Source organism: Pseudonocardia wallangbongensis, assembly GCF_054486945.1.
Map to the genome: position 1 here is coordinate 25,839 of NZ_JBRERS010000022.1, position 16,671 is coordinate 42,509.

The following is a 16,671-nucleotide window of genomic DNA, read 5'->3' on the forward strand; positions in this document are numbered from 1 at the left end:
CGATCGTTGTGGCCAGCTGTTGACGCGATGGTGACCTTCTGGTCTCGTTCAGTGGTCCGGTTGTGGTGCCCCACGCCGGGCGCCCGTCGCGTCGGCGCCGGATCCCCCTCCCAGCGCCGGCGCGACCTGGCGGTCGCCGGACCGGGTGACCATGGCCCACCGGGCTCCCCGCTAAGTTGGGCCCATGGAGATGGCGCCACCTCAAATCGGCCGAGCTCTCGTCGTGGTCGTGGACGACCGGGTGAGCCACGGCGAACGGGATGACTCCATCGGGCCGCTCGTCACCGAGCTGCTCGAGGAGGCCCGCCTCGTCGTCGACGGCGTCGTCGTGGTGCCGGGTGACCCGGTGGCGATCCGCAATGCGCTCAACACCGCGGTGATCGGCGGGGTCGACCTCGTGGTGACGGTCGGTGGCACCGGCGTGTCGCCGCGCGACGTCACGGCCGATGCCACCGCCGGCGTGCTCGATCGGCCGATCCCCGGCATCGCGGAGGCCATCCGGGCCTCCGGCCTCGCCGCGGGCGCCGTGGACGCCGGGCTGTCGCGCGGGCTCGTCGGCGTGTCGGGCAGCACGCTCGTGGTGAACCTGGCCCCGTCCCGCTCGGCGGTGCGCGACGGGATGGCCACGCTCACCCCGCTCGTCTCGCACGTGATCTCGGAGCTGTCCGGGCTGGAGTAGCTCACCCGGTGGGCTTCGGGCCCTCCGGGCCGGAGTCCGGGTTGGTCGGGGCCGGTGTGACCGGCTCCTCCTGCTCCACGACCACGGTGGGGGCGTCCGCGGCCCGCGGACGGTCCAGCGACTGCCCCACCTTGGTCGTGACCCCTTCGATCCGGTCGTGGTACCGCCCACCGGTGGCCCGGTCCACCCCGCTCGCGGCGGCGTCCGTGGCCTTCACCGCCAGGTCGGCGGCTCGGTCGAGGTACCCGGGCGCCTTCTCCCGCGCCACCTCCGACAGCTCACCGGCCCTGAGCAGTGCCGTGTCGGTGAGCTCCTTGGCCTTGTCCGTGAGTCCCATGCGTCTCATGGTGGCACCGGTGCAGGATGGTGGGGTGCAGGAACTACCGGACCGGGTGCGCCGGATGCTGGACGAGGTGTTCGGCGACGTGCTGCCCAACACCACGTCCGACGAGCGCGACGACCGGCCGGACGAGCACACGGGCGACGCCGAACTGCTGGCGAACCGCCCGCCGCACCATGATCAGGATTGAGGTCCGGTGCCCGCTCGCTGCTCCCGCAGCAGGTCGCGGATCTCGGTGAGCAGTTCGATGTCGGTCGGTTCGGCCGGTCCGGTCTCCTCACCCCGTTTGCGCCGCTCCTTGAGGTGGTTCAGCGGAAGCACGATCAGGAAGTAGACGACCGCGGCCACGATGACGAAGTTGATCGCTGCGGAGATCACCGAGGCGACGTCGATGTAGGTGCTCTCCTTGCCCGCGACGACCTGGACGCCGAATCCGGGGGACTCCGGCGGGGTGATCGCGTTGATGAGCGGTTGCAGGATGCGCTGGGTGAACGACGTGACGATCGTGCCGAACGCCGCGCCGATGACGACGGCGACGGCCAGGTCCACGACGTTGCCGCGCAGGATGAAGTCCTTGAAACCCTTGAACACGTTACCGGAGGGTAACGGCCACCTGTTCGGTGAGCGATGCGGCCGCCACCCGCGCGGCGACCGCGGACGGCATCGCCACGAGCACCAGCCGCCCGGACGAGGGTGAATCGGGTGGGAGCACGGCGAGCACGGCGGCGGCCGTGGCCAGCACGACGGGCTCGCCGCTCTCCCCGCCGACCGTGATGACGTCGACCGCGTTGCCGGGGACGAGTAGCGCGGCGGCGCCGGCGTCGGCGAGCCGGACGGGCACGGCGGCCGACCCTGCCGGGGCGCCGAGGGCGGCAGCGGGACCCGCGAGGCGCGTGTCGGTGATCGGCTCGCCCGCTCGGGCGGCACCCACGAGCACGCGCCCCTCGGCGCCGGCCGGATCGGGGAGCGCACCGCCCGGCACGAGATCGGCGGGCCAGCGGCGCACCGCGAGGTCGGCCGGGCGGAGGGTGGACCCGGCCGCGACGTCGACCGCGGCGACGACCACCGGGACGCGGCCTGACCCGGATGCCGGAGCGAGGGCCAGCACCAGCGCCAGCGTGGCCAGCGCCGCGGCCGCGGCCCGGCGCAGCAGCGCCACCCGGCGCCAACCGGGCCCGACGACGAGCGCCCCGAGCCGCGAGAGCGGCCGGGGCGCGAGCCGGGAGTCGGTCATGCGGCCGACGTTAGGTCGGCGGTGACGTCAGCGAGGCGGGGTCGGCGAACCTATGGACAACCCCGGGGCGATGTGGATGAGTGCTAGTGCCCCGAACCGGAAGTCCGGTGGATAAATCGGGAAGCTGGGCCGTCGAGTTGTGTGGTGGACTTTCGGTTCGGGACACTAGGACGCTGCTGCGGCGGGCGTGCTCGACGAGGAGCTCTCCTTCGAACCGCCCGTCGACGACGAGCCCGACTCGGACTTGCCCGACTCGGACTTGCCCGACTCGGACTTGCCCGACTCGGACTTGCCCGACTCGCTGTTCGCGGTCACGCCACCACCGCCGGAGCGGCTGTCGGTGCGGTAGAAGCCGCTGCCCTTGAACACGATCCCGACCGAGGAGAAGACCTTGCGCAGGGGGCCCGAGCACGCCGGGCAGTCGGTGAGCGACGCGTCGGTGAAGGACTGCACGGCCTCGAACCGATGGTCGCAGGCGGTGCAGGCGTACTGGTAGGTCGGCACGTGTCCCTCCGGAGGCACACACGAACGAGCTGGCACTCGAACAGACTGAGTGCCAGCATAACCCGTCAGTGCCGGCGCTTGTTCCCCAGCGTGACGAGGCCCGCTCCCGCGAGCAGGGCGCCCGTCACGGGCCGGTCGTGCGGCTCGGCGGGCAGCCGTTCCACCAGCTCCTCGTCGTTGAGCACGATGACGATCGGCACGTCCGGCGCCGCGAGTGGCAGCGTGCGGTCGTAGTGGCCCGCGCCGCGGCCCAGGCGCACTCCACGCCGGTCGGCGGCGAGTCCCGGCACCAGCACCAGCCGCGCGCGGCCGATGGCGTCCGGCCCGAGCCGCGGTCCGGTGGGTTCCCGCAGCCCGAGCGGCGCCGCGGCCAGCGACCCGGGCCCGGTGTAGGTCGCCCAGTCGAGCGGCCCCGGGTCCCCGGGTACGACCGGCAGCAGTACCTCGTGCCCAGCCTCGTGCAGGGCGGCCACCAGTTCGAGGGACCCCGGCTCCGAGCCGACCGGGAGATACGCGCACACGGGGCCCCCGGTGGTGGTGGCCAGCCGGACCGCCGCAGCAGCCAGCGCGGCCGCCCGCGCCGCCCGTTCGCCGGCCGGGAGAGCCCGCCGGGATGCCACGAGCGCGGTACGCCACCGGGTCTTCTCGGTGAGAACGGCGCGTCCCGTCACACATTGACCCTACTCTCGCCATTAGGCTCGCCGACCATGAGTGAAGTCGTGCCTGGGAAGTCGCCGTTCCGCTCCGCGGTGGTTCCGGCCGCAGGCCTGGGCACCCGCTTTCTGCCGACCACCAAGGCCGTGCCGAAAGAACTGCTTCCGGTCATCGACACGCCGGGAATCGAACTCGTGGCAGCCGAGGCGCGGGAGGCGGGCGCCGAGCAGTTGCTGATCGTCAGTTCGCCCGGGAAGGACGCGGTGGCCGCGTACTTCGCCGATTCCTCCGAGTTGGAGAAGGAACTCGCCGCCCGGGGCAAGGAGGAGTTGGTCGGGAAGGTGCGGCGCGCCCACGAGCTGATCGCGGTGCGCACCGTCACCCAGGACGAGCCGCGGGGCCTCGGTCACGCCGTCGGATGCGCGCGGGACGCGCTCGGTCCCGACGAGCAGGCTTTCGCCGTGCTCCTGCCCGACGACCTGGTGCTGCCGAGCGGCGTACTCGCCAAGATGGCGGATGCCCGCGAACGCTACGGCGGCAGCGTGCTGTGCGCGTTCGACGTGCCGCGCGAGCAGATCGCGGCATACGGCGTCTTCGAGGTCGAGGACACCGACGACGCGGACGTCAAGCGGGTGCACGGCATGGTCGAGAAGCCCGCGCCGGACCAGGCGCCGTCCACGTTCGCCGCGGCCGGGCGCTACCTGCTCGACCGCGCGGTCTTCGACGCGATCGACCGGATCGAGCCGGGCGCGGGCGGCGAGCTGCAGCTCACCGACGCCGTCGCACTGCTGATCAGCGAGGGACACCCCGTGCACGTCGTCGTGCACCGCGGCCACCGCCACGACCTCGGCAACCCTGCCGGCTACGCGCGCGCCTACGTCGACTTCGCGCTCGACGACCCGGAGATCGGCCCCGACCTGCGTGCCTGGCTGGCCGCCCGCCTGGAGAGCTGACCAGGTGCTCCCGATGCGCACGGTCGACGAGCAGCTCGATCGGATCCTCGCCACCGCGGTGCGCCCCGCGCCGGTGCGGGTCGCGATCTCCGACGCCCACGGGCTGCGTTGCGCCGAGGAGGTCGTCTCCTCACGGCCGCTCCCAGGTTTCGACCAGGCGGCGATCGACGGCTACGCGGTGCGCAGCGTCGACCTCGCGGGCGCGTCGGTGAGCGAGCCGGCGTCCCTGCCCGTCGTCGGTGAGATCCCGGCGGGATCCCGCCAGCCGCTGCGGTTGCAGCCCGGCCAGGTGGTCCGGGTCGCGGCGGGCGCCCCCCTGCCGACGCTCGCCGACGCCGTCGTCCCGGTCGCGAACACCGACGCCGGCACCGCCCGCCTCGACGTCCACCAGGGCGTGCCCTCGGCGGCCTTCGTCCGCCGGATCGGTGAGGACGTGCAGCCGGGCGACGTCGCCGTGCACCGCGACACCGTGATCGGCGCGGCCCAGGTGGCGATGCTCGCCGCGGCCGGCCGGGACAAGGTGCTCGTGCACCCGAAGCCCCGCGTCTCGGTGATCTCGGTGGGCGACGAGCTCGTGGAACTGGCCCGCGCCCCCGGCGCCGGGCAGATCGCCGACGTCTGCTCGCACGCCCTCACCGCCGCAGCGCGGGAGGCGGGGGCCGAGACGGCCAGGGCCGGGCTCGTCCGCGGCGACGCGCGCGAGGTGTGCGCCGCGATGCAGGACCGGCTCCCGTTCAGCGACATCGTCGTGGTCTGCGGTGCGGTCGGGGGAGTCGCGGGCGCCGAGGTGCAGTCCGCGCTCGTCGGGCTCGGCGACCTCGACACCACCCGCGTCGCCATGCATCCCGGCTCCACCCAGGCGTTCGGTCGCCTCGGGCCCGACGCCGTGCCGACCTTCCTGTTCCCGACGTACCCGGCCACCGCGCTGCTGCTGTTCGAGGTGCTCGTGCGCCCCCTCGTGCGCCTCGCCCTCGGCCGCACCGACCCGTACCGGCGCATGATCACAGCGAGGCTCACCTCACCCGTCATCTCGATGAAGGGCCGGCGCGGGTACCTGCGCGGCAGGCTGCTGCGGGAACAGGCCAGCGGCGAGTACCTCGTGCAGCCGCTCGGCACCTCCGGCACCCACCTGCTGTCATCCATCGGTGAGGCCAACGGCCTGATCGTCCTCCCCGAGGACCTCACCGAGGCCACCGTGGACGAACAAGTCACCGTGGCGTTCCTCCCCGCGCCCCTCTGAGGGGCGGGGATGGCGCACGCGTACCCCGGACGGACATCCGCCCGCCATCCCGGCTGGCCCACCCGGCTCGGCCCGCTGCGCGTCCGAGCGGGTGTGGTGGCGCTGCGCCCCGTCCGGCTGCGTGACGGCGGGGTGTGGTCCGCGATCCGCATCCGCGACGAGCACCACCTCGCGCCGTGGGAGCCGACGATGCCCGGGAGCTGGGCCGAGCGGCACGCGCCGGGCGAGTGGCCGGCCCGCTGGCTGCAGCTGCGCGGGGCCGGGCGGCGCGGTACGGCCCTCCCGTTCGCCGTGCTGCTGGGCGACCGGTTCGTCGGGCACATCATGGTCGGCAACGTCGTACGCGAACCGCTGCTCTCCGCCTACGTCGGCTACTGGGTGGACTCGTCGGTCGCGGGCGGTGGTGTGATCACCGCGGCCGTCGCGCTCGTCGTGGACCACTGCTTCAGCCGCGTCGGCCTGCACCGCGTGGAGGCGACCGTCCGCCCGGAGAACGCCGCCAGCCTCCGTGTCCTGGAGAAGCTCGGGTTCCGCGAGGAAGGGCTGTTCCGCCGCTACCTCGACGTCGACGGCGAATGGCGCGACCACGCCTGCTTCGCGCTCACCTCCGACGAGATCCGCCCCGGCGGGCTGACCGGCCGGCTCGTGGCGGCCGGCCGCGCAGAACGCGTCCACACCGCACCGGCGTAGGGGTGAACCTCGGCGCGTCGGCGCGTCGTTGCCGCTTTCACCCGGCAGTCCTCACTACCGTGGACCCGCGGGAGCGATCTTGGCCGGGGAAAACCGGGTCGCTCCGGACTGCGCCGCGGGGGAGGGGTAGGAGGCAGCTGTGCCGAGCTCGATGATCTTCGCGAGCCTGGTCGTGCTCTGGCTGCTGATCCTTGTCCCCGCCGTCGCGCGGCGCCGGCAGGAAGTGGCACGACCGAGCGTCGCCGCCCTGTCCGGGCGCGTGCTCGACCGGCCGCGCCGGGGTCCGGGGCCGGGTCCGGCCACGGGCCGCGAACGGGAGGTGGACGAGATGGACGAGACGGGACGCGTCGAGGAAATCGAGGACGACGCCGACGACGACGCCAACGACGACGCCCTCGAGGACGACGCCGACGACCGCGACGACCTCTTCACCCACGCCGCCGTCGACCGCGACGACGGCCGCTGGGAACGGCCGATGCCCCGCTACCGCCCGGGCCGCGGCGGATTCGACCCGGAAGCGGCCGCGTTCGCCGCCCGCACCCGCTACGCGTTCCGGCAACGGGTCGTGCTCGCCATGCTGATCACGGCGGTCGTCACCGGCGTGATCGCCGCCGTCGCCGTCACCGGGATGTGGTGGGCACACGCCGCCGTCGACCTCGCACTCGTCGGCTACCTCGTCTACCTGCGACGGCAGGTGCGCCTCGAGGAGGCAATCCGCGAACGCCGGGCCGCCCGCATGGCCGGCACCCGCCGCACCGCCGCCGCCGACGACCCCGAGCTCGACATGTGGGCCCGCCGCGGCCGCGACCTCACCCGCCGCGACCGCTACCCGGACACCGGGGACGAGGCCGACGAGCACTACGACGACAACTACGACGACTACGACGACTACGACGACACCGGCGACGACATCCACGACGACGAACCCGAGCGCGCGCCCCGCCGCCAGCGCGACGACGCCGACCACGAACCCGAACCCGTCGACCCCGAGCCCGCCCTCCCACGCCTGCGCCCGGCCCCGCCGCCCGCCCTGCCCGCCGGCACCTCCCTCGTCCAGGCCGACGAGGACGACCCCGAGCTCTACGACCTCGAAGGCCCCGCCCGCCCGGGATACCGCCGTGCGGCCGGCGAGTGACCGCCTGCTAAGGTCCATCCCGTCCGCCTTCCAAGCGGGCATGGGGCTGTGGCGCAGTTGGTAGCGCGACTCGTTCGCATCGAGTAGGTCAGGGGTTCGATTCCCCTCAGCTCCACCCTCTGGCGACGCATGCTCGCGGGGTGCGCTCGCCTTTTCGGGGGTCGCGTTTCTGTGGGGGGCCCAGCCCCCCACACCCCCAGCCGGGGGCTTCGCCCCCGGACCCCCATCGGCTCCGGGCCCGTCGCGTTCGTCGTCTCCGGACCGTGGTCTTTGTCGCCTTCGTCGGTCGCCTTCGTCGGTGGCCTTCGTTGGTCGCCTTCGTTGGTGGCCTTCGTCGGTGGCCTTCGTCGGTGGCCTCGTTGGTGGCCTCGTTGGTCGCCTCGGTCCGTCGCGTTCGTCGTCTCCGGTCCGTGGTCTTTGTCGCCTTCGGTCCGTCGCCTTCGTTGGCCTCGTTCGTTCGTCGCCTTCGTCGTTGGTGTCGTTCGTTGGTGGCCGCGGTGGACGTGGGTGCTGCCACGCACGCGCGGGTGCCCCGCCTGGGGTGACAGGAAGGTGGCTTTACTGGCGTAACGCGGCAGTATGGCCACCATGCTGGCGTGGGGCGCTGCTACGCGCTGCGGGCCGCGCGGCGGTAGGCGCTCGGGGGCTCGCCGTAGGCGGTGCGGAAGGCTCGGCTGAACGTCGGGAGGTCCGGGAAGCCCCAGCGCCGCGAGATCCCGGTGATCGAGGTCGCGGAGCGCGGGTCCAGTAGCTCGCGGCGGCACCGCTCCAGGCGGTGGGTGCGGATCCGCTGGGTCACGGTGGTGCCCTGCTGCGCGAAGAGCCGGTGCAGCTGTCGCGTCGACACGAAGTGCGCGCGGGCGATCGCGTCCGGGCCGAGGCCGGGGTCGCCGAGGTGCGCCGCGATGTACGCGTCGATCGCGCGCAGCAGATCGGCCGCCGGCGCGTCGGGCGGGTCGGGCCGGACCCGTTCGGTCGCCACCGTGACCACGAGCTCGCCGACCTCGTCCGCGAGCCGGGTGCTCCCGGCCGTGCTCAGCACCGGTGGCGCGGTGACGAGGTCGTGCAGCATGCGGCCGACGATGGCGCCCAGCCCGCTGTCACCGGACAGCGTGCGCGCCGTCAGCCGCCGCGAGTCGGCCGGGCCCAGCCCGATGGTCGCCCGCGGCCAGGTGAAGACGTAGAGCTGCCAGTCGTCCCGGAAACCCCAGAAGAACGGGCGGTCGGTCTCGTAGATCGCGAAGTCGCCGGGGCGCAGCGCCGCCTCCCGGCCGTCCTGGCACAGCACGGCCTCGCCCCTGGTCACCATTCCGACCTGCAGGTACGTGTCGCCGTCACGCGCGAGCCCGGGGGTGCGCCAGCAGCCCTGAGGGGTGGAGTCGACCGACGCGACCTTCAGATGACCCAGCGCCGTGCTGCGCACCACGCCGGCGAACCGGTCGACGGGGTCGGCGGCGATGTCGAGCGCGACGAAGTGCTCCCGGACGAGGTCACGCCACGCAGGCAGGCCAGTCGCGGATCCCATCGGCGGCTCGCACGGTTCGGCGGATCGGTGAACCGACGTTAAGGACCGCCGCCGCCAGCGTCAACACCGGCACTGAGCGTCAACACGGTTGTCGCGCAGCGACAAGGCGGGGCCCGCGCGGCGGCGAACAATCCGCCGATGACCACCACCACGGATGACGCCGTCGTCGTGCGGGCGGCGTGCCCGCACGACTGCCCGGACACCTGCGCGATGCTGGTGACGGTCTCGGACGGGCGCGCGGTCGCCCTGCGCGGCGACCCCGACCACCCGTTCACCCGCGGCGGGCTCTGCGTCAAGGTCAACAACTACGTCGACAAGGTGTACAGCCCGGACCGGCTGCTGCACCCGATGCGGCGCACCGGCCCCAAGGGCAGCGGGCGGTTCGAGCCCATCTCGTGGGACGACGCGCTGGACGAGATCGTGGCGCGGTTCCGGTCGGCCATCGCCGAGCACGGACCGGAGACCGTGATGCCGGTCAGCTACCTCGGCACGGAAGGCGTGCTCAACGGGCTCAACGTCGGCGACCCGTTCTTCAACAAGCTCGGGGCGACGATCTCCGAGCGCACCTACTGCGACTCCGGGTCCTGCACGGCCTACACGATGACGATCGGTGCCACCGCCGGCGTCGACCCGGAGAGCCTCGTGCACTCCCGCTACATCATCATCTGGGCCTGCAACATGGTGTCCACCAACCTGCACCTGTGGCCCGTGGTCGCCGAGGCGCAGCGGCGGGGCGCCAAGGTCGTCGTGATCGACCCGGTGCGGCACCGGACGGCGAAGCGCGCCGACTGGTACATCCCGATCCGGCCGGGCACCGACGGGGCGCTCGCGCTCGCCATGATGAACGTGATCATCTCGGAGGGGCTCACCGACGAGGCGTACGTCCGCGACCACACCGTCGGGTACGCCGAACTCGCGGAGCGGGTGCGGCAGTACACGCCGGAGTGGGCGGCGACCGAGACCGGGATCCCCGCTGAGGACATCCGCACCCTCGCCCGCGAGTACGCGACCACGGAACCGTCGATGATCCGGATCGGGGTGGCGATCGAGCGGCACGCCGGCGGCGGCCAGACCGTGCGATCGATCGCGTGCCTGCCGGCGCTCGTCGGGGCGTGGCGGCGGGTCGGCGGCGGACTGCTGCAACTGCCGATGTGGGCGTTCCCGGTGAACTGGGGTGCCCAGATGCACCCCGAGCTCCAGACGCCGGGCACCCGGGTGGTCAACCAGTACCTGCTGGGGCGCGCCCTCACCGGCGAGATGGCGCTCGACCCGCCGATCACGGCGCTCATGGTCTACAACTCCAACCCGATGGTGGTCTGCCCCGAGCAGGGGAAGCTGGCCGCCGGGCTGGCCCGCGAGGACCTGTTCACGGTGGTCAGCGACCACTTCCTGACCGACACCGCCCGCTACGCCGACATCGTGCTGCCGGCGACCACGCAGCTCGAACAGCACGACATCATGTTCAGCTGGGGCCACCTCTACGTCTCCCTGAACACCCCGGCGGTCGCCCCGCTCGGTGAGGCGGTGTCCAACACGGAGCTGTTCCGGCGGCTCGCCGCCCGGATGGGTTTCACGGAGGCGTGTTTCACCCGCACCGACGAGGAGATGCTCGCCGAGTCGTTCGACTGGTCGGCCCCGGCGTTGTCGGGCATCACCCTCGAGTCGCTGCGCAGCACCGGCTGGGCACGGTTGAACCTCCCCTCTGCCGACGAGTACGCCCCGCACGCCGAGGGCGGGTTCCCGACGCCGTCGGGCAAGACGGAGTTCGCCTCGTCGGTGGCCGCGGAGGCGGGCAACTTCGTGGTCCCGCTGTTCCGCCAGGGTTCGAACGAGTTCCAGCCGGGCGGCGTGGTCGACCCGCTCCCGCACTACATCCCGCCGCGCGAGCCCGCCGACACCGCCTACCGGCTCAACCTGATCTCGCCGAAGTCGCACGCGTACCTCAACTCCAGCGCGGGTGACCAGCCCGCACAGCGGCGCGTGCAGGGCGAGCAGACCGTGACGATCCACCCGCAGGACGCCGCCGAGCGCGGGATCGCCGACGGCCGGTACGTGCGGGTGTTCAACGACCGCGGCCAGTTCGTCGCGGTGGCCAGGGTGTCGGACGAGATCGCCTGCGGCGTGGTGATGTCACCGATGGGGGCGTGGGCGAAGAACGCGAAGGACGGGTCCACCGTGAACGCGGTCAACCCGTTCGTCTTCGCCGACCTCGGGAACGCACCCACGTTCTCCGACACGCGGGTGGAGGTCGAGTCGGTCTAGACGGTTGATTCCTGGTTTCTCAGTGGTCGTAGGCGATCAAGGAGCGCTTGACGGGGGCGTTGCAGGGAGGAGCACGCGCACCGGCTCGCCGATCAAGGCGAAATGGTAGCCAAATGATCTCCGGGAGCGACCGTTTCCCCTTGATCACCCCTGCTGAGCAGCCCTTTGCCCTTGATCGCTGCAACAGCCGGCCCGGCCCCGACCCCACCCCGGTGGGACCACCTCCTGGCGGCGCCGCGCGCCCCATCGGGCAGGCCCTGGCCTGCCCGATGGGGCCTGCCGTAGGGGCCGTAGAGGCTCGCAGGTCAAGGGTCGCGCAGCGATCGCGTAGCGACGCCGAAGGCGCCCTTGAGCTGTGAGGGGCGGCCCCGCACACTGCGTGGCGCCGCCAGGAGGCCCTGAGGAGGACGGCCCAACGGTCTTGCGCGCAATCGTCCTCTCGCACCACTCCCCCGGGCGACGAAGATCCAAAAGGAATCAGCCGTCTAGCAGCCGACCTTCGCGCGGAGGGCGCCGACGTCCGGTTCCCCCTCCGGGAGATCCGGGACGATCGTCCGGATGATGCGGTGGAGGATCTCGCGGAGCTGGCGCGCCTGCGCCTTGGTCAGCGGATCGAACACGAGCCGCCGCACCGCCTCCGCGTGCCCGGGAGAGGTGTCGTGCAGCTTGTGCAGTCCCTCTTCGGTGAGGATCGCCAGGGTGCAGCGACCGTCGGTGGGGTCGGACTCGCGGCGGACGTAGCCGCGCTTCTCGAGCCGGGAGATCACCTGGGACAGCCGTGACAGTGATCCGTTGGTGAGCACCGCCAGCTCGCTCATCCGCATGGAGCGGCCCTCGTGCATGGACAGGCCGATGAGCGCCCAGTACTCGAAGTGGTTCATCCCGGCGTCCCGTTGCAACTGCTCGTCGAGCGCCGCCGGGAGCTTGATCAGAACGCCGACCAGCGCGAGCCAGGTCGGCAGCTCGTCCTCGGACAGCCAGGCCGACTGCTGCGTGGTCTCCACGCGGCGGAGTGTAGCCCGATGGGGGTGGGATTTTACTTCATGGTTGAAGTGACTGACCGCACACCCGGCTTGATCCCAAGATCGCGTAACCGCTAGCTTTACTTCAGCGTTGAAGCTACATGGTTGAAGTGAACGCGCGGGGGACTCATCTCATGCACGTCATCGGGTAGCTCCGCGCTGCCCTGATTCAGCCATGCCTGCGGCCTGCAGTGTTGCGGCCCTTAGCTCCAGCTGACTGGAGCTTCAGTTTCTTGACCGGCTCCCCCACGGGCCGGCCTACAAGCATGTGAGAGGTGTCCTGTGGAGTCTTCGCGGATCTTCATCGTCGGTTCGGGTGTGGTCGGCGCTGCGACGGGGGAGGGCTTCCTCGCTGCCGGCCACAAGGTGACGTTCATCGACGTCTCGGAGCCGCGGGTGGCCGAGTTGGCCGCCCGCGGGCTCGACGTGCGGACCGAGATCGACCTGTCCGGTGAGCCCGACTCGTTCATCTTCCTGACCCTGCCCACGCCGCACGAGGGGCACCGCTACGACCTGTCGGCCTTCTCCGCCGGCACCGCTTCGGTGGGCAAGGCGCTGGCCGCCTCCGCCGCCCGGCACACCGTCGTGGTGCGCTCCACAGTGCCGCCCGGCACCACCGAGGGCCTGGTCAGGACCGCCCTCGAGGAGAACTCCGGGATGGTCGCCAACCAGGGCTTCGGGCTCGCGTCCAACCCGGAGTTCCTGCGCGCGGTGTCCGCCGCCGAGGACTTCGCCAACCCGTGGATGACGATCATCGCCAGCCGCGACCCGCAGAACGTGGAGCGGCTGCGCGACCTGCTCTCGCCGTTCGGGGGTGAGCTGCGCACCTTCAGCAACCCGGCCGAGGCCGAGTTCGTCAAGGCCGCGCACAACATCTTCAACGCCACCAAGATCAGCTTCTGGAACGAGATGTGGCTGGTGGCCCAGAAGCTCGGCCTGGACCTCGACCCGATCGCCGCCACCGTCGCCCGCTCGGCCGAAGGCTCCATCAACCCCGAGTACGGCATCCGCGGCGGCGCCCCCTACGGCGGGGTCTGCCTACCGAAGGACACCCAGGGCTTCCTGGGCTTCGCCGACACCGTCGGGGTGGAGATGCCGCTGCTGTCGGCCGTGGTCGAGGTCAACGACCGGCTCGCCGAGATCGTCGACCACGAGGCCGACATCACCGACCTCGCCGCCACCCACGGGGAGCTGCGTGCGGCCGCGCGCGGAGCCCAACAGGAAGCCGTGAGCGAACCTGCATGAGCCTGCCGCTGTTCTACTACGTGCTCGGCACCCCGCTGGGAGTGCTCGGGCTGATCCGGTGGGGGGCCTGGCTGATCCGCCGGATCCCCGCCGTGATGTACGAGCCGATCGCGGGCGACCACCGCGCATCGCTGGCGATCGTCGTGCCGGTGTACCAGGAGGACCCCGAGATCCTGGCGACTGCGATCGAGTCGTGGCTCGCCAACCGCACCGACCAGGTCATCCTCGTCGTGGACGTCTCCGACACCAGGTGCCAGGACGTCGCTGCGCGGTACCCCGTCGAGGTGATCGTCACGGATGTCCCGGGCAAGCGCGACGCGCTCCGGCGCGGTTGGCGGGCTGCGCGCACCGAGCTCGTCGCCCTCGTCGACTCGGACACGATCTGGGCCGAGGACGTCGCCGCCGAGGTGGCGAAGCCGTTCGCCGACCCGCGCATCGGCGGCGTGGGCACCCGCCAGTCCGTCTACGGGAGCACCGGGTTCCTCACCCGGATCACCGACATGTTCCTCGACCACCGCTACTTCGACGAGAACGCCGCCCAGTCCCGGCTCGGCCGGGCCGTGTCGTGCCTGTCCGGGCGGACGGCGGTGTACCGCCGCGACGTCCTCCTCGCGATCGAGGACGAGTTCATGGCGGAGACCTTCTGGGGCGTGCCGTGCCTGTCCGGCGACGACAAGCGGCTCACGACCCTCACCCTGGAGCGCGGCTACCGCACGTACATGCAGCGCACGGCCGAGGTCTGGTCGACCTTCCCGACCCGCTGGAGGGTGTTCTTCCGCCAGCGGTTGCGGTGGGCCCGCAACACCTGGCGCTCCGACCTGCGCGCCCTCTCGAAGCGGTGGGTCTGGCGGCACCCCTTCCTCGCCTACACGATGATCGACAAGGGGTTGTCCGGCTTCACGCTGCTGCTGGGCCCCACCTTCTTCGTCCTGTCCCTCCTCCACGGGAACTGGATCTTCTGCGTGGTGCTGCTCGCCTGGTGGCAGCTCAGCCGTGCCGCCAAGCTCCAGCCGCACATCCGCAGGCGCCCCTCGTCGTTCTTCCTCGTGCTCGGCTATGTCGCCGTCTCCTGGGTGATGGCCTTCATCAAGATCTACGCCCTGGTCACCCTGCGCAGGCAGCGCTGGGGCACCCGCCAGGTCGCCGTCGAGAACGGCCAGGTCGTCCGGACCGGGTCCGGCGCCCTGCCGGACGTCGCCGTCCTGATCCCCGACATCCCCGAGCAGAACGCCGATCGAATGAGGGTTCCGGCATGAGCATCGCCCGAGCGGGCAGGCGCTCCAGGTACGTCGCCACGCTCACGCTGGCCGTCGGGATCAGCCTGGCGGCCGGTGTCGCCACGGCATCGCAGTTCACCGAGCCGATCGCCGGCTCGGCAGAGCCCGCTGCACAGGCGATGCTCCCGGACCGGCCGGATCCCCGCGAGGAGCCCTTCCCCGACGAGGAGGCACCCCAGCCGCCGCCCGCGTCGGTGACGTCCCGGGCGGACGGCCCGGCGTCATGGGTGTCGCGCGGCCGCCCGAGCCGCATGGTGACGGTGCGCACCACGTCCCTCGACGTGGTCGTCGACGGTCGGGTGAGCAACCACCTCGTGTTCGGTGGCACCGCGGTCAGCCTGGCCGAGCTCGACCGCTACCTGCCGGAGAGCTGGGTGACCATCGACGACGGCGTGGCGACCCTGACCGCCACCGTCGTACTGACCCGGGGTACGACCCTCGACGTCGCCGGCAGCGACGTGCACACCCTGCGGCTGGCCGGCGGTGCCGGCCCCGCCGACGCCGCGTCCATCCACACCGGAGGCGGCGCGCTCACGCTCACCGGCGTCACCGTCACCTCCGTCGACCCGGCCACCGGGCAGCCCCTGCCGGCCGACGCCGTGGGCCGCCCGTACATCGTTGCTTCCTCCGGCGGCAGGCTGGAGGGGACCGACATCACCGTCACCGACCTCGGTGCCCCGCCCGTCGGCGAGGACGACGGCCGTCCCGCCGTGGTGTTCAACTCCGGCAGCACCGGGTTCCTGACCCGCGCCTCCGTGCTGCGCGGCGGCAGCACCGGGCTGGAGCTGCAACGCTCGGCGGGCGTGCGGCTCACCGACGTCGCCGTCACCGAGTCGGGCGGGGACGGCCTCGTCCTGTCCGGCGACCGGGCCACGACGCTGAGCGGGATCCGCGCCGAACGCAACGGCGGCGACGGCGTCCTGGTCACCGGCCAGAACTCGGATCGCCCGATCACCGGGATCGCCACGTCGGGCAACGGCGGGTTCGGTCTCGCGGTGAAGAAGCAGGCCGGGGCCCGCGTCACCGCCGTCAGCACCGTCGGCGACCAGGACGGCGGGCTGGAGATCAGCGGCAGCCGCGACGTCGTCGTCACCGACTTCACGGCGACCGACCAGCGGGTCGGCGTGTTCTCCCACGTGAGCAGCAGCGGGATCACGCTCGACCGCGTCCGCACCTCCGCCGGCCGCTGGGGGGTGTCGGTCGAGAAGAGCACCACCGGTTTCCACGTCACCGACTCGACCTTCGAGGGTGCGCAGGTGGCCGGTGTCTCCATCGGAGGTAAGCAGACCAGCCTCGACGGCGTCCAGATCCGCGACGCGAGCACCGGCGTGCGGATCGAACGCGGTGCGCACGACGCGGCGCTCACCGACCTGACCGTCGCGGGCGGGCGCGACGGTGTCGTCGCCAAGCCGGGTACCGCCGGCATCGTCATCACCGGGCTGGTGGCCGACGACGTCGAGGCCACCGCCGTCCGCAGCGCCGGCGAGGGCACCCGGATCGTCGGCGGCACGATCACGGGCGGCACCACCGGCATCGACGCCGAGGCCGCAACCACGATCATCGACACGACGATCGGCTCCGCCGAGGCGGGAATCCGTTCGAGCTCGCCTGAGCTGGTCCGGGCCACCGGCGTCACGATCGACACGCACGACATCGGGGTCAACACGGCTGCCGGAAGCCCGTTCCTCCTCACCGACTCCGAGGTGCACGCGCTCGAGTCGGTGCGCGGTGAGGTCGACCTGGCGGGCATCAACGATCTGAGCCTGCCGCCGCTGAACGTGATCAGCGTGATCGGTCTGCCGTTGATCCTGCTGGCGGTCGTGCTGGAGGAGGTCCACAGCTTCCGGCAGCGGCGGTCCGGCGGGCAGTCGCGGCGCCGGGGGCCGACGCTGCGGATGGCGGGCTGAGCCG

General features: G+C 72.1%; 17 protein-coding genes and 1 tRNA gene. 11 read left to right on the forward strand and 7 right to left on the reverse strand.

Annotation, left to right across the window (positions count from 1 at the left end):
• Nucleotides 1-190: 190 nt before the first annotated feature.
• Nucleotides 191-679 (forward strand): MogA/MoaB family molybdenum cofactor biosynthesis protein, encoded by a 489-nt coding sequence (locus tag ACU436_RS40600; protein WP_459032543.1) that lies wholly within the window; start codon nucleotides 191-193, stop codon nucleotides 677-679.
• A 1-nt stretch (nucleotide 680) separates the two neighbouring features.
• Here the strand turns inward: ACU436_RS40600 and ACU436_RS40605 are convergent, their stop codons facing one another.
• Nucleotides 681-1,016: a hypothetical protein gene (locus tag ACU436_RS40605; protein ID WP_459032486.1), complete on the reverse strand. Its 336-nt coding sequence runs from the start codon at nucleotides 1,014-1,016 to the stop codon at nucleotides 681-683.
• Between the two features lie 34 nt (nucleotides 1,017-1,050).
• Between ACU436_RS40605 and ACU436_RS40610 the strand changes: the two genes are divergently transcribed.
• The gene (locus tag ACU436_RS40610) at nucleotides 1,051-1,209 is read left to right on the forward strand and encodes a hypothetical protein (RefSeq protein ID WP_459032546.1); all 159 of its coding nucleotides are present in this window, start codon (nucleotides 1,051-1,053) and stop codon (nucleotides 1,207-1,209) included.
• Here ACU436_RS40610 and mscL read toward each other — a convergent pair.
• The 4 genes from mscL to ACU436_RS40630 all read right to left on the reverse strand — a co-directional run bounded on the left by mscL (nucleotide 1,200) and on the right by ACU436_RS40630 (nucleotide 3,428).
• Nucleotides 1,200-1,610, reverse strand: coding sequence for a large conductance mechanosensitive channel protein MscL (gene mscL / locus ACU436_RS40615; protein ID WP_459032487.1), 411 nt, complete (start codon nucleotides 1,608-1,610; stop codon nucleotides 1,200-1,202). The two genes, ACU436_RS40610 and mscL, sit on opposite strands and share 10 nt — an antisense overlap.
• Nucleotide 1,611: 1 nt before the next feature.
• Complete coding sequence (locus ACU436_RS40620) at nucleotides 1,612-2,253, reverse strand: SAF domain-containing protein (protein ID WP_459032488.1); 642 nt, start codon at nucleotides 2,251-2,253, stop codon at nucleotides 1,612-1,614.
• A gap of 165 nt (nucleotides 2,254-2,418) precedes the next feature.
• Nucleotides 2,419-2,757: an FmdB family zinc ribbon protein gene (locus ACU436_RS40625; protein ID WP_459032489.1), complete on the reverse strand. Its 339-nt coding sequence runs from the start codon at nucleotides 2,755-2,757 to the stop codon at nucleotides 2,419-2,421.
• 65 nt (nucleotides 2,758-2,822) lie between these two features.
• Nucleotides 2,823-3,428, reverse strand: coding sequence for a 5-formyltetrahydrofolate cyclo-ligase (locus ACU436_RS40630; protein ID WP_459032490.1), 606 nt, complete (start codon nucleotides 3,426-3,428; stop codon nucleotides 2,823-2,825).
• Between the two features lie 36 nt (nucleotides 3,429-3,464).
• Here ACU436_RS40630 and ACU436_RS40635 point away from each other — a divergent pair, with 36 nt between their 5' ends.
• From ACU436_RS40635 to ACU436_RS40655, 5 genes are all read left to right on the forward strand, one after another.
• Nucleotides 3,465-4,364: a UTP--glucose-1-phosphate uridylyltransferase gene (locus ACU436_RS40635; protein ID WP_459032491.1), complete on the forward strand. Its 900-nt coding sequence runs from the start codon at nucleotides 3,465-3,467 to the stop codon at nucleotides 4,362-4,364.
• A 13-nt stretch (nucleotides 4,365-4,377) separates the two neighbouring features.
• Nucleotides 4,378-5,604 (forward strand): molybdotransferase-like divisome protein Glp, encoded by a 1,227-nt coding sequence (glp, locus tag ACU436_RS40640; protein ID WP_459032492.1) that lies wholly within the window; start codon nucleotides 4,378-4,380, stop codon nucleotides 5,602-5,604.
• A 9-nt stretch (nucleotides 5,605-5,613) separates the two neighbouring features.
• A complete protein-coding gene (locus ACU436_RS40645; protein ID WP_459032493.1) occupies nucleotides 5,614-6,294 on the forward strand; it encodes a GNAT family N-acetyltransferase in 681 nt (226 codons plus the stop codon).
• 139 nt (nucleotides 6,295-6,433) lie between these two features.
• Nucleotides 6,434-7,429 (forward strand): divisome protein SepX/GlpR, encoded by a 996-nt coding sequence (sepX, locus tag ACU436_RS40650; protein WP_459032494.1) that lies wholly within the window; start codon nucleotides 6,434-6,436, stop codon nucleotides 7,427-7,429.
• 42 nt (nucleotides 7,430-7,471) lie between these two features.
• Nucleotides 7,472-7,544, forward strand: a tRNA-Ala gene (locus tag ACU436_RS40655).
• Nucleotides 7,545-8,036: 492 nt separating this feature from the next.
• Here the strand turns inward: ACU436_RS40655 and ACU436_RS40660 are convergent.
• Nucleotides 8,037-8,954: an AraC-like ligand-binding domain-containing protein gene (locus ACU436_RS40660; RefSeq protein WP_459032495.1), complete on the reverse strand. Its 918-nt coding sequence runs from the start codon at nucleotides 8,952-8,954 to the stop codon at nucleotides 8,037-8,039.
• A 138-nt stretch (nucleotides 8,955-9,092) separates the two neighbouring features.
• On the opposite strand from ACU436_RS40660, the gene ACU436_RS40665 reads away from it, so the two are divergent.
• Nucleotides 9,093-11,216 carry a molybdopterin-containing oxidoreductase family protein gene (locus tag ACU436_RS40665; protein ID WP_459032496.1) on the forward strand — a complete coding sequence of 708 codons (2,124 nt, stop codon included), beginning with the start codon at nucleotides 9,093-9,095 and terminating at the stop codon, nucleotides 11,214-11,216.
• A gap of 485 nt (nucleotides 11,217-11,701) precedes the next feature.
• On the opposite strand, the gene ACU436_RS40670 is transcribed toward ACU436_RS40665, so the two are convergent.
• Entirely contained in the window at nucleotides 11,702-12,220 is a 519-nt protein-coding gene (locus ACU436_RS40670; protein ID WP_459032497.1) for a MarR family winged helix-turn-helix transcriptional regulator, read from the reverse strand.
• A gap of 300 nt (nucleotides 12,221-12,520) precedes the next feature.
• Here ACU436_RS40670 and ACU436_RS40675 point away from each other — a divergent pair, with 300 nt between their 5' ends.
• Genes ACU436_RS40675 through ACU436_RS40685 form a run of 3 tightly spaced genes read left to right on the forward strand, consistent with a single transcriptional unit; the run spans nucleotide 12,521 to nucleotide 16,667 of the window.
• Nucleotides 12,521-13,483, forward strand: coding sequence for a 2-dehydropantoate 2-reductase N-terminal domain-containing protein (locus ACU436_RS40675; RefSeq protein WP_459032498.1), 963 nt, complete (start codon nucleotides 12,521-12,523; stop codon nucleotides 13,481-13,483).
• Nucleotides 13,480-14,739: a glycosyltransferase gene (locus tag ACU436_RS40680; protein WP_459032499.1), complete on the forward strand. Its 1,260-nt coding sequence runs from the start codon at nucleotides 13,480-13,482 to the stop codon at nucleotides 14,737-14,739. The genes ACU436_RS40675 and ACU436_RS40680 overlap by 4 nt, the downstream gene beginning before the upstream one ends.
• Nucleotides 14,736-16,667, forward strand: a complete 1,932-nt coding sequence (locus tag ACU436_RS40685) for a right-handed parallel beta-helix repeat-containing protein (RefSeq protein WP_459032500.1) — start codon at nucleotides 14,736-14,738, stop codon at nucleotides 16,665-16,667. The genes ACU436_RS40680 and ACU436_RS40685 overlap by 4 nt, the downstream gene beginning before the upstream one ends.
• The last annotated feature ends 4 nt before the right edge of the window (nucleotides 16,668-16,671 follow it).

What these genes read in the sequence shown, in the direction of transcription:
- ACU436_RS40600 (WP_459032543.1), top strand. Translation starts at nt 191, where the DNA reads ATGGCGCCACCTCAAATCGGCCGAGCTCTCGTCGTGGTCGTGGACGAC.
- ACU436_RS40605 (WP_459032486.1), bottom strand. Translation starts at nt 1,016, where the DNA reads ATGGGACTCACGGACAAGGCCAAGGAGCTCACCGACACGGCACTGCTC.
- ACU436_RS40620 (WP_459032488.1), bottom strand. Translation starts at nt 2,253, where the DNA reads ATGACCGACTCCCGGCTCGCGCCCCGGCCGCTCTCGCGGCTCGGGGCG.
- ACU436_RS40635 (WP_459032491.1), top strand. Translation starts at nt 3,465, where the DNA reads ATGAGTGAAGTCGTGCCTGGGAAGTCGCCGTTCCGCTCCGCGGTGGTT.
- glp (WP_459032492.1), top strand. Translation starts at nt 4,378, where the DNA reads ATGCGCACGGTCGACGAGCAGCTCGATCGGATCCTCGCCACCGCGGTG.
- ACU436_RS40645 (WP_459032493.1), top strand. Translation starts at nt 5,614, where the DNA reads ATGGCGCACGCGTACCCCGGACGGACATCCGCCCGCCATCCCGGCTGG.
- ACU436_RS40660 (WP_459032495.1), bottom strand. Translation starts at nt 8,954, where the DNA reads ATGGGATCCGCGACTGGCCTGCCTGCGTGGCGTGACCTCGTCCGGGAG.
- ACU436_RS40665 (WP_459032496.1), top strand. Translation starts at nt 9,093, where the DNA reads ATGACCACCACCACGGATGACGCCGTCGTCGTGCGGGCGGCGTGCCCG.
- ACU436_RS40680 (WP_459032499.1), top strand. Translation starts at nt 13,480, where the DNA reads ATGAGCCTGCCGCTGTTCTACTACGTGCTCGGCACCCCGCTGGGAGTG.
- ACU436_RS40685 (WP_459032500.1), top strand. Translation starts at nt 14,736, where the DNA reads ATGAGCATCGCCCGAGCGGGCAGGCGCTCCAGGTACGTCGCCACGCTC.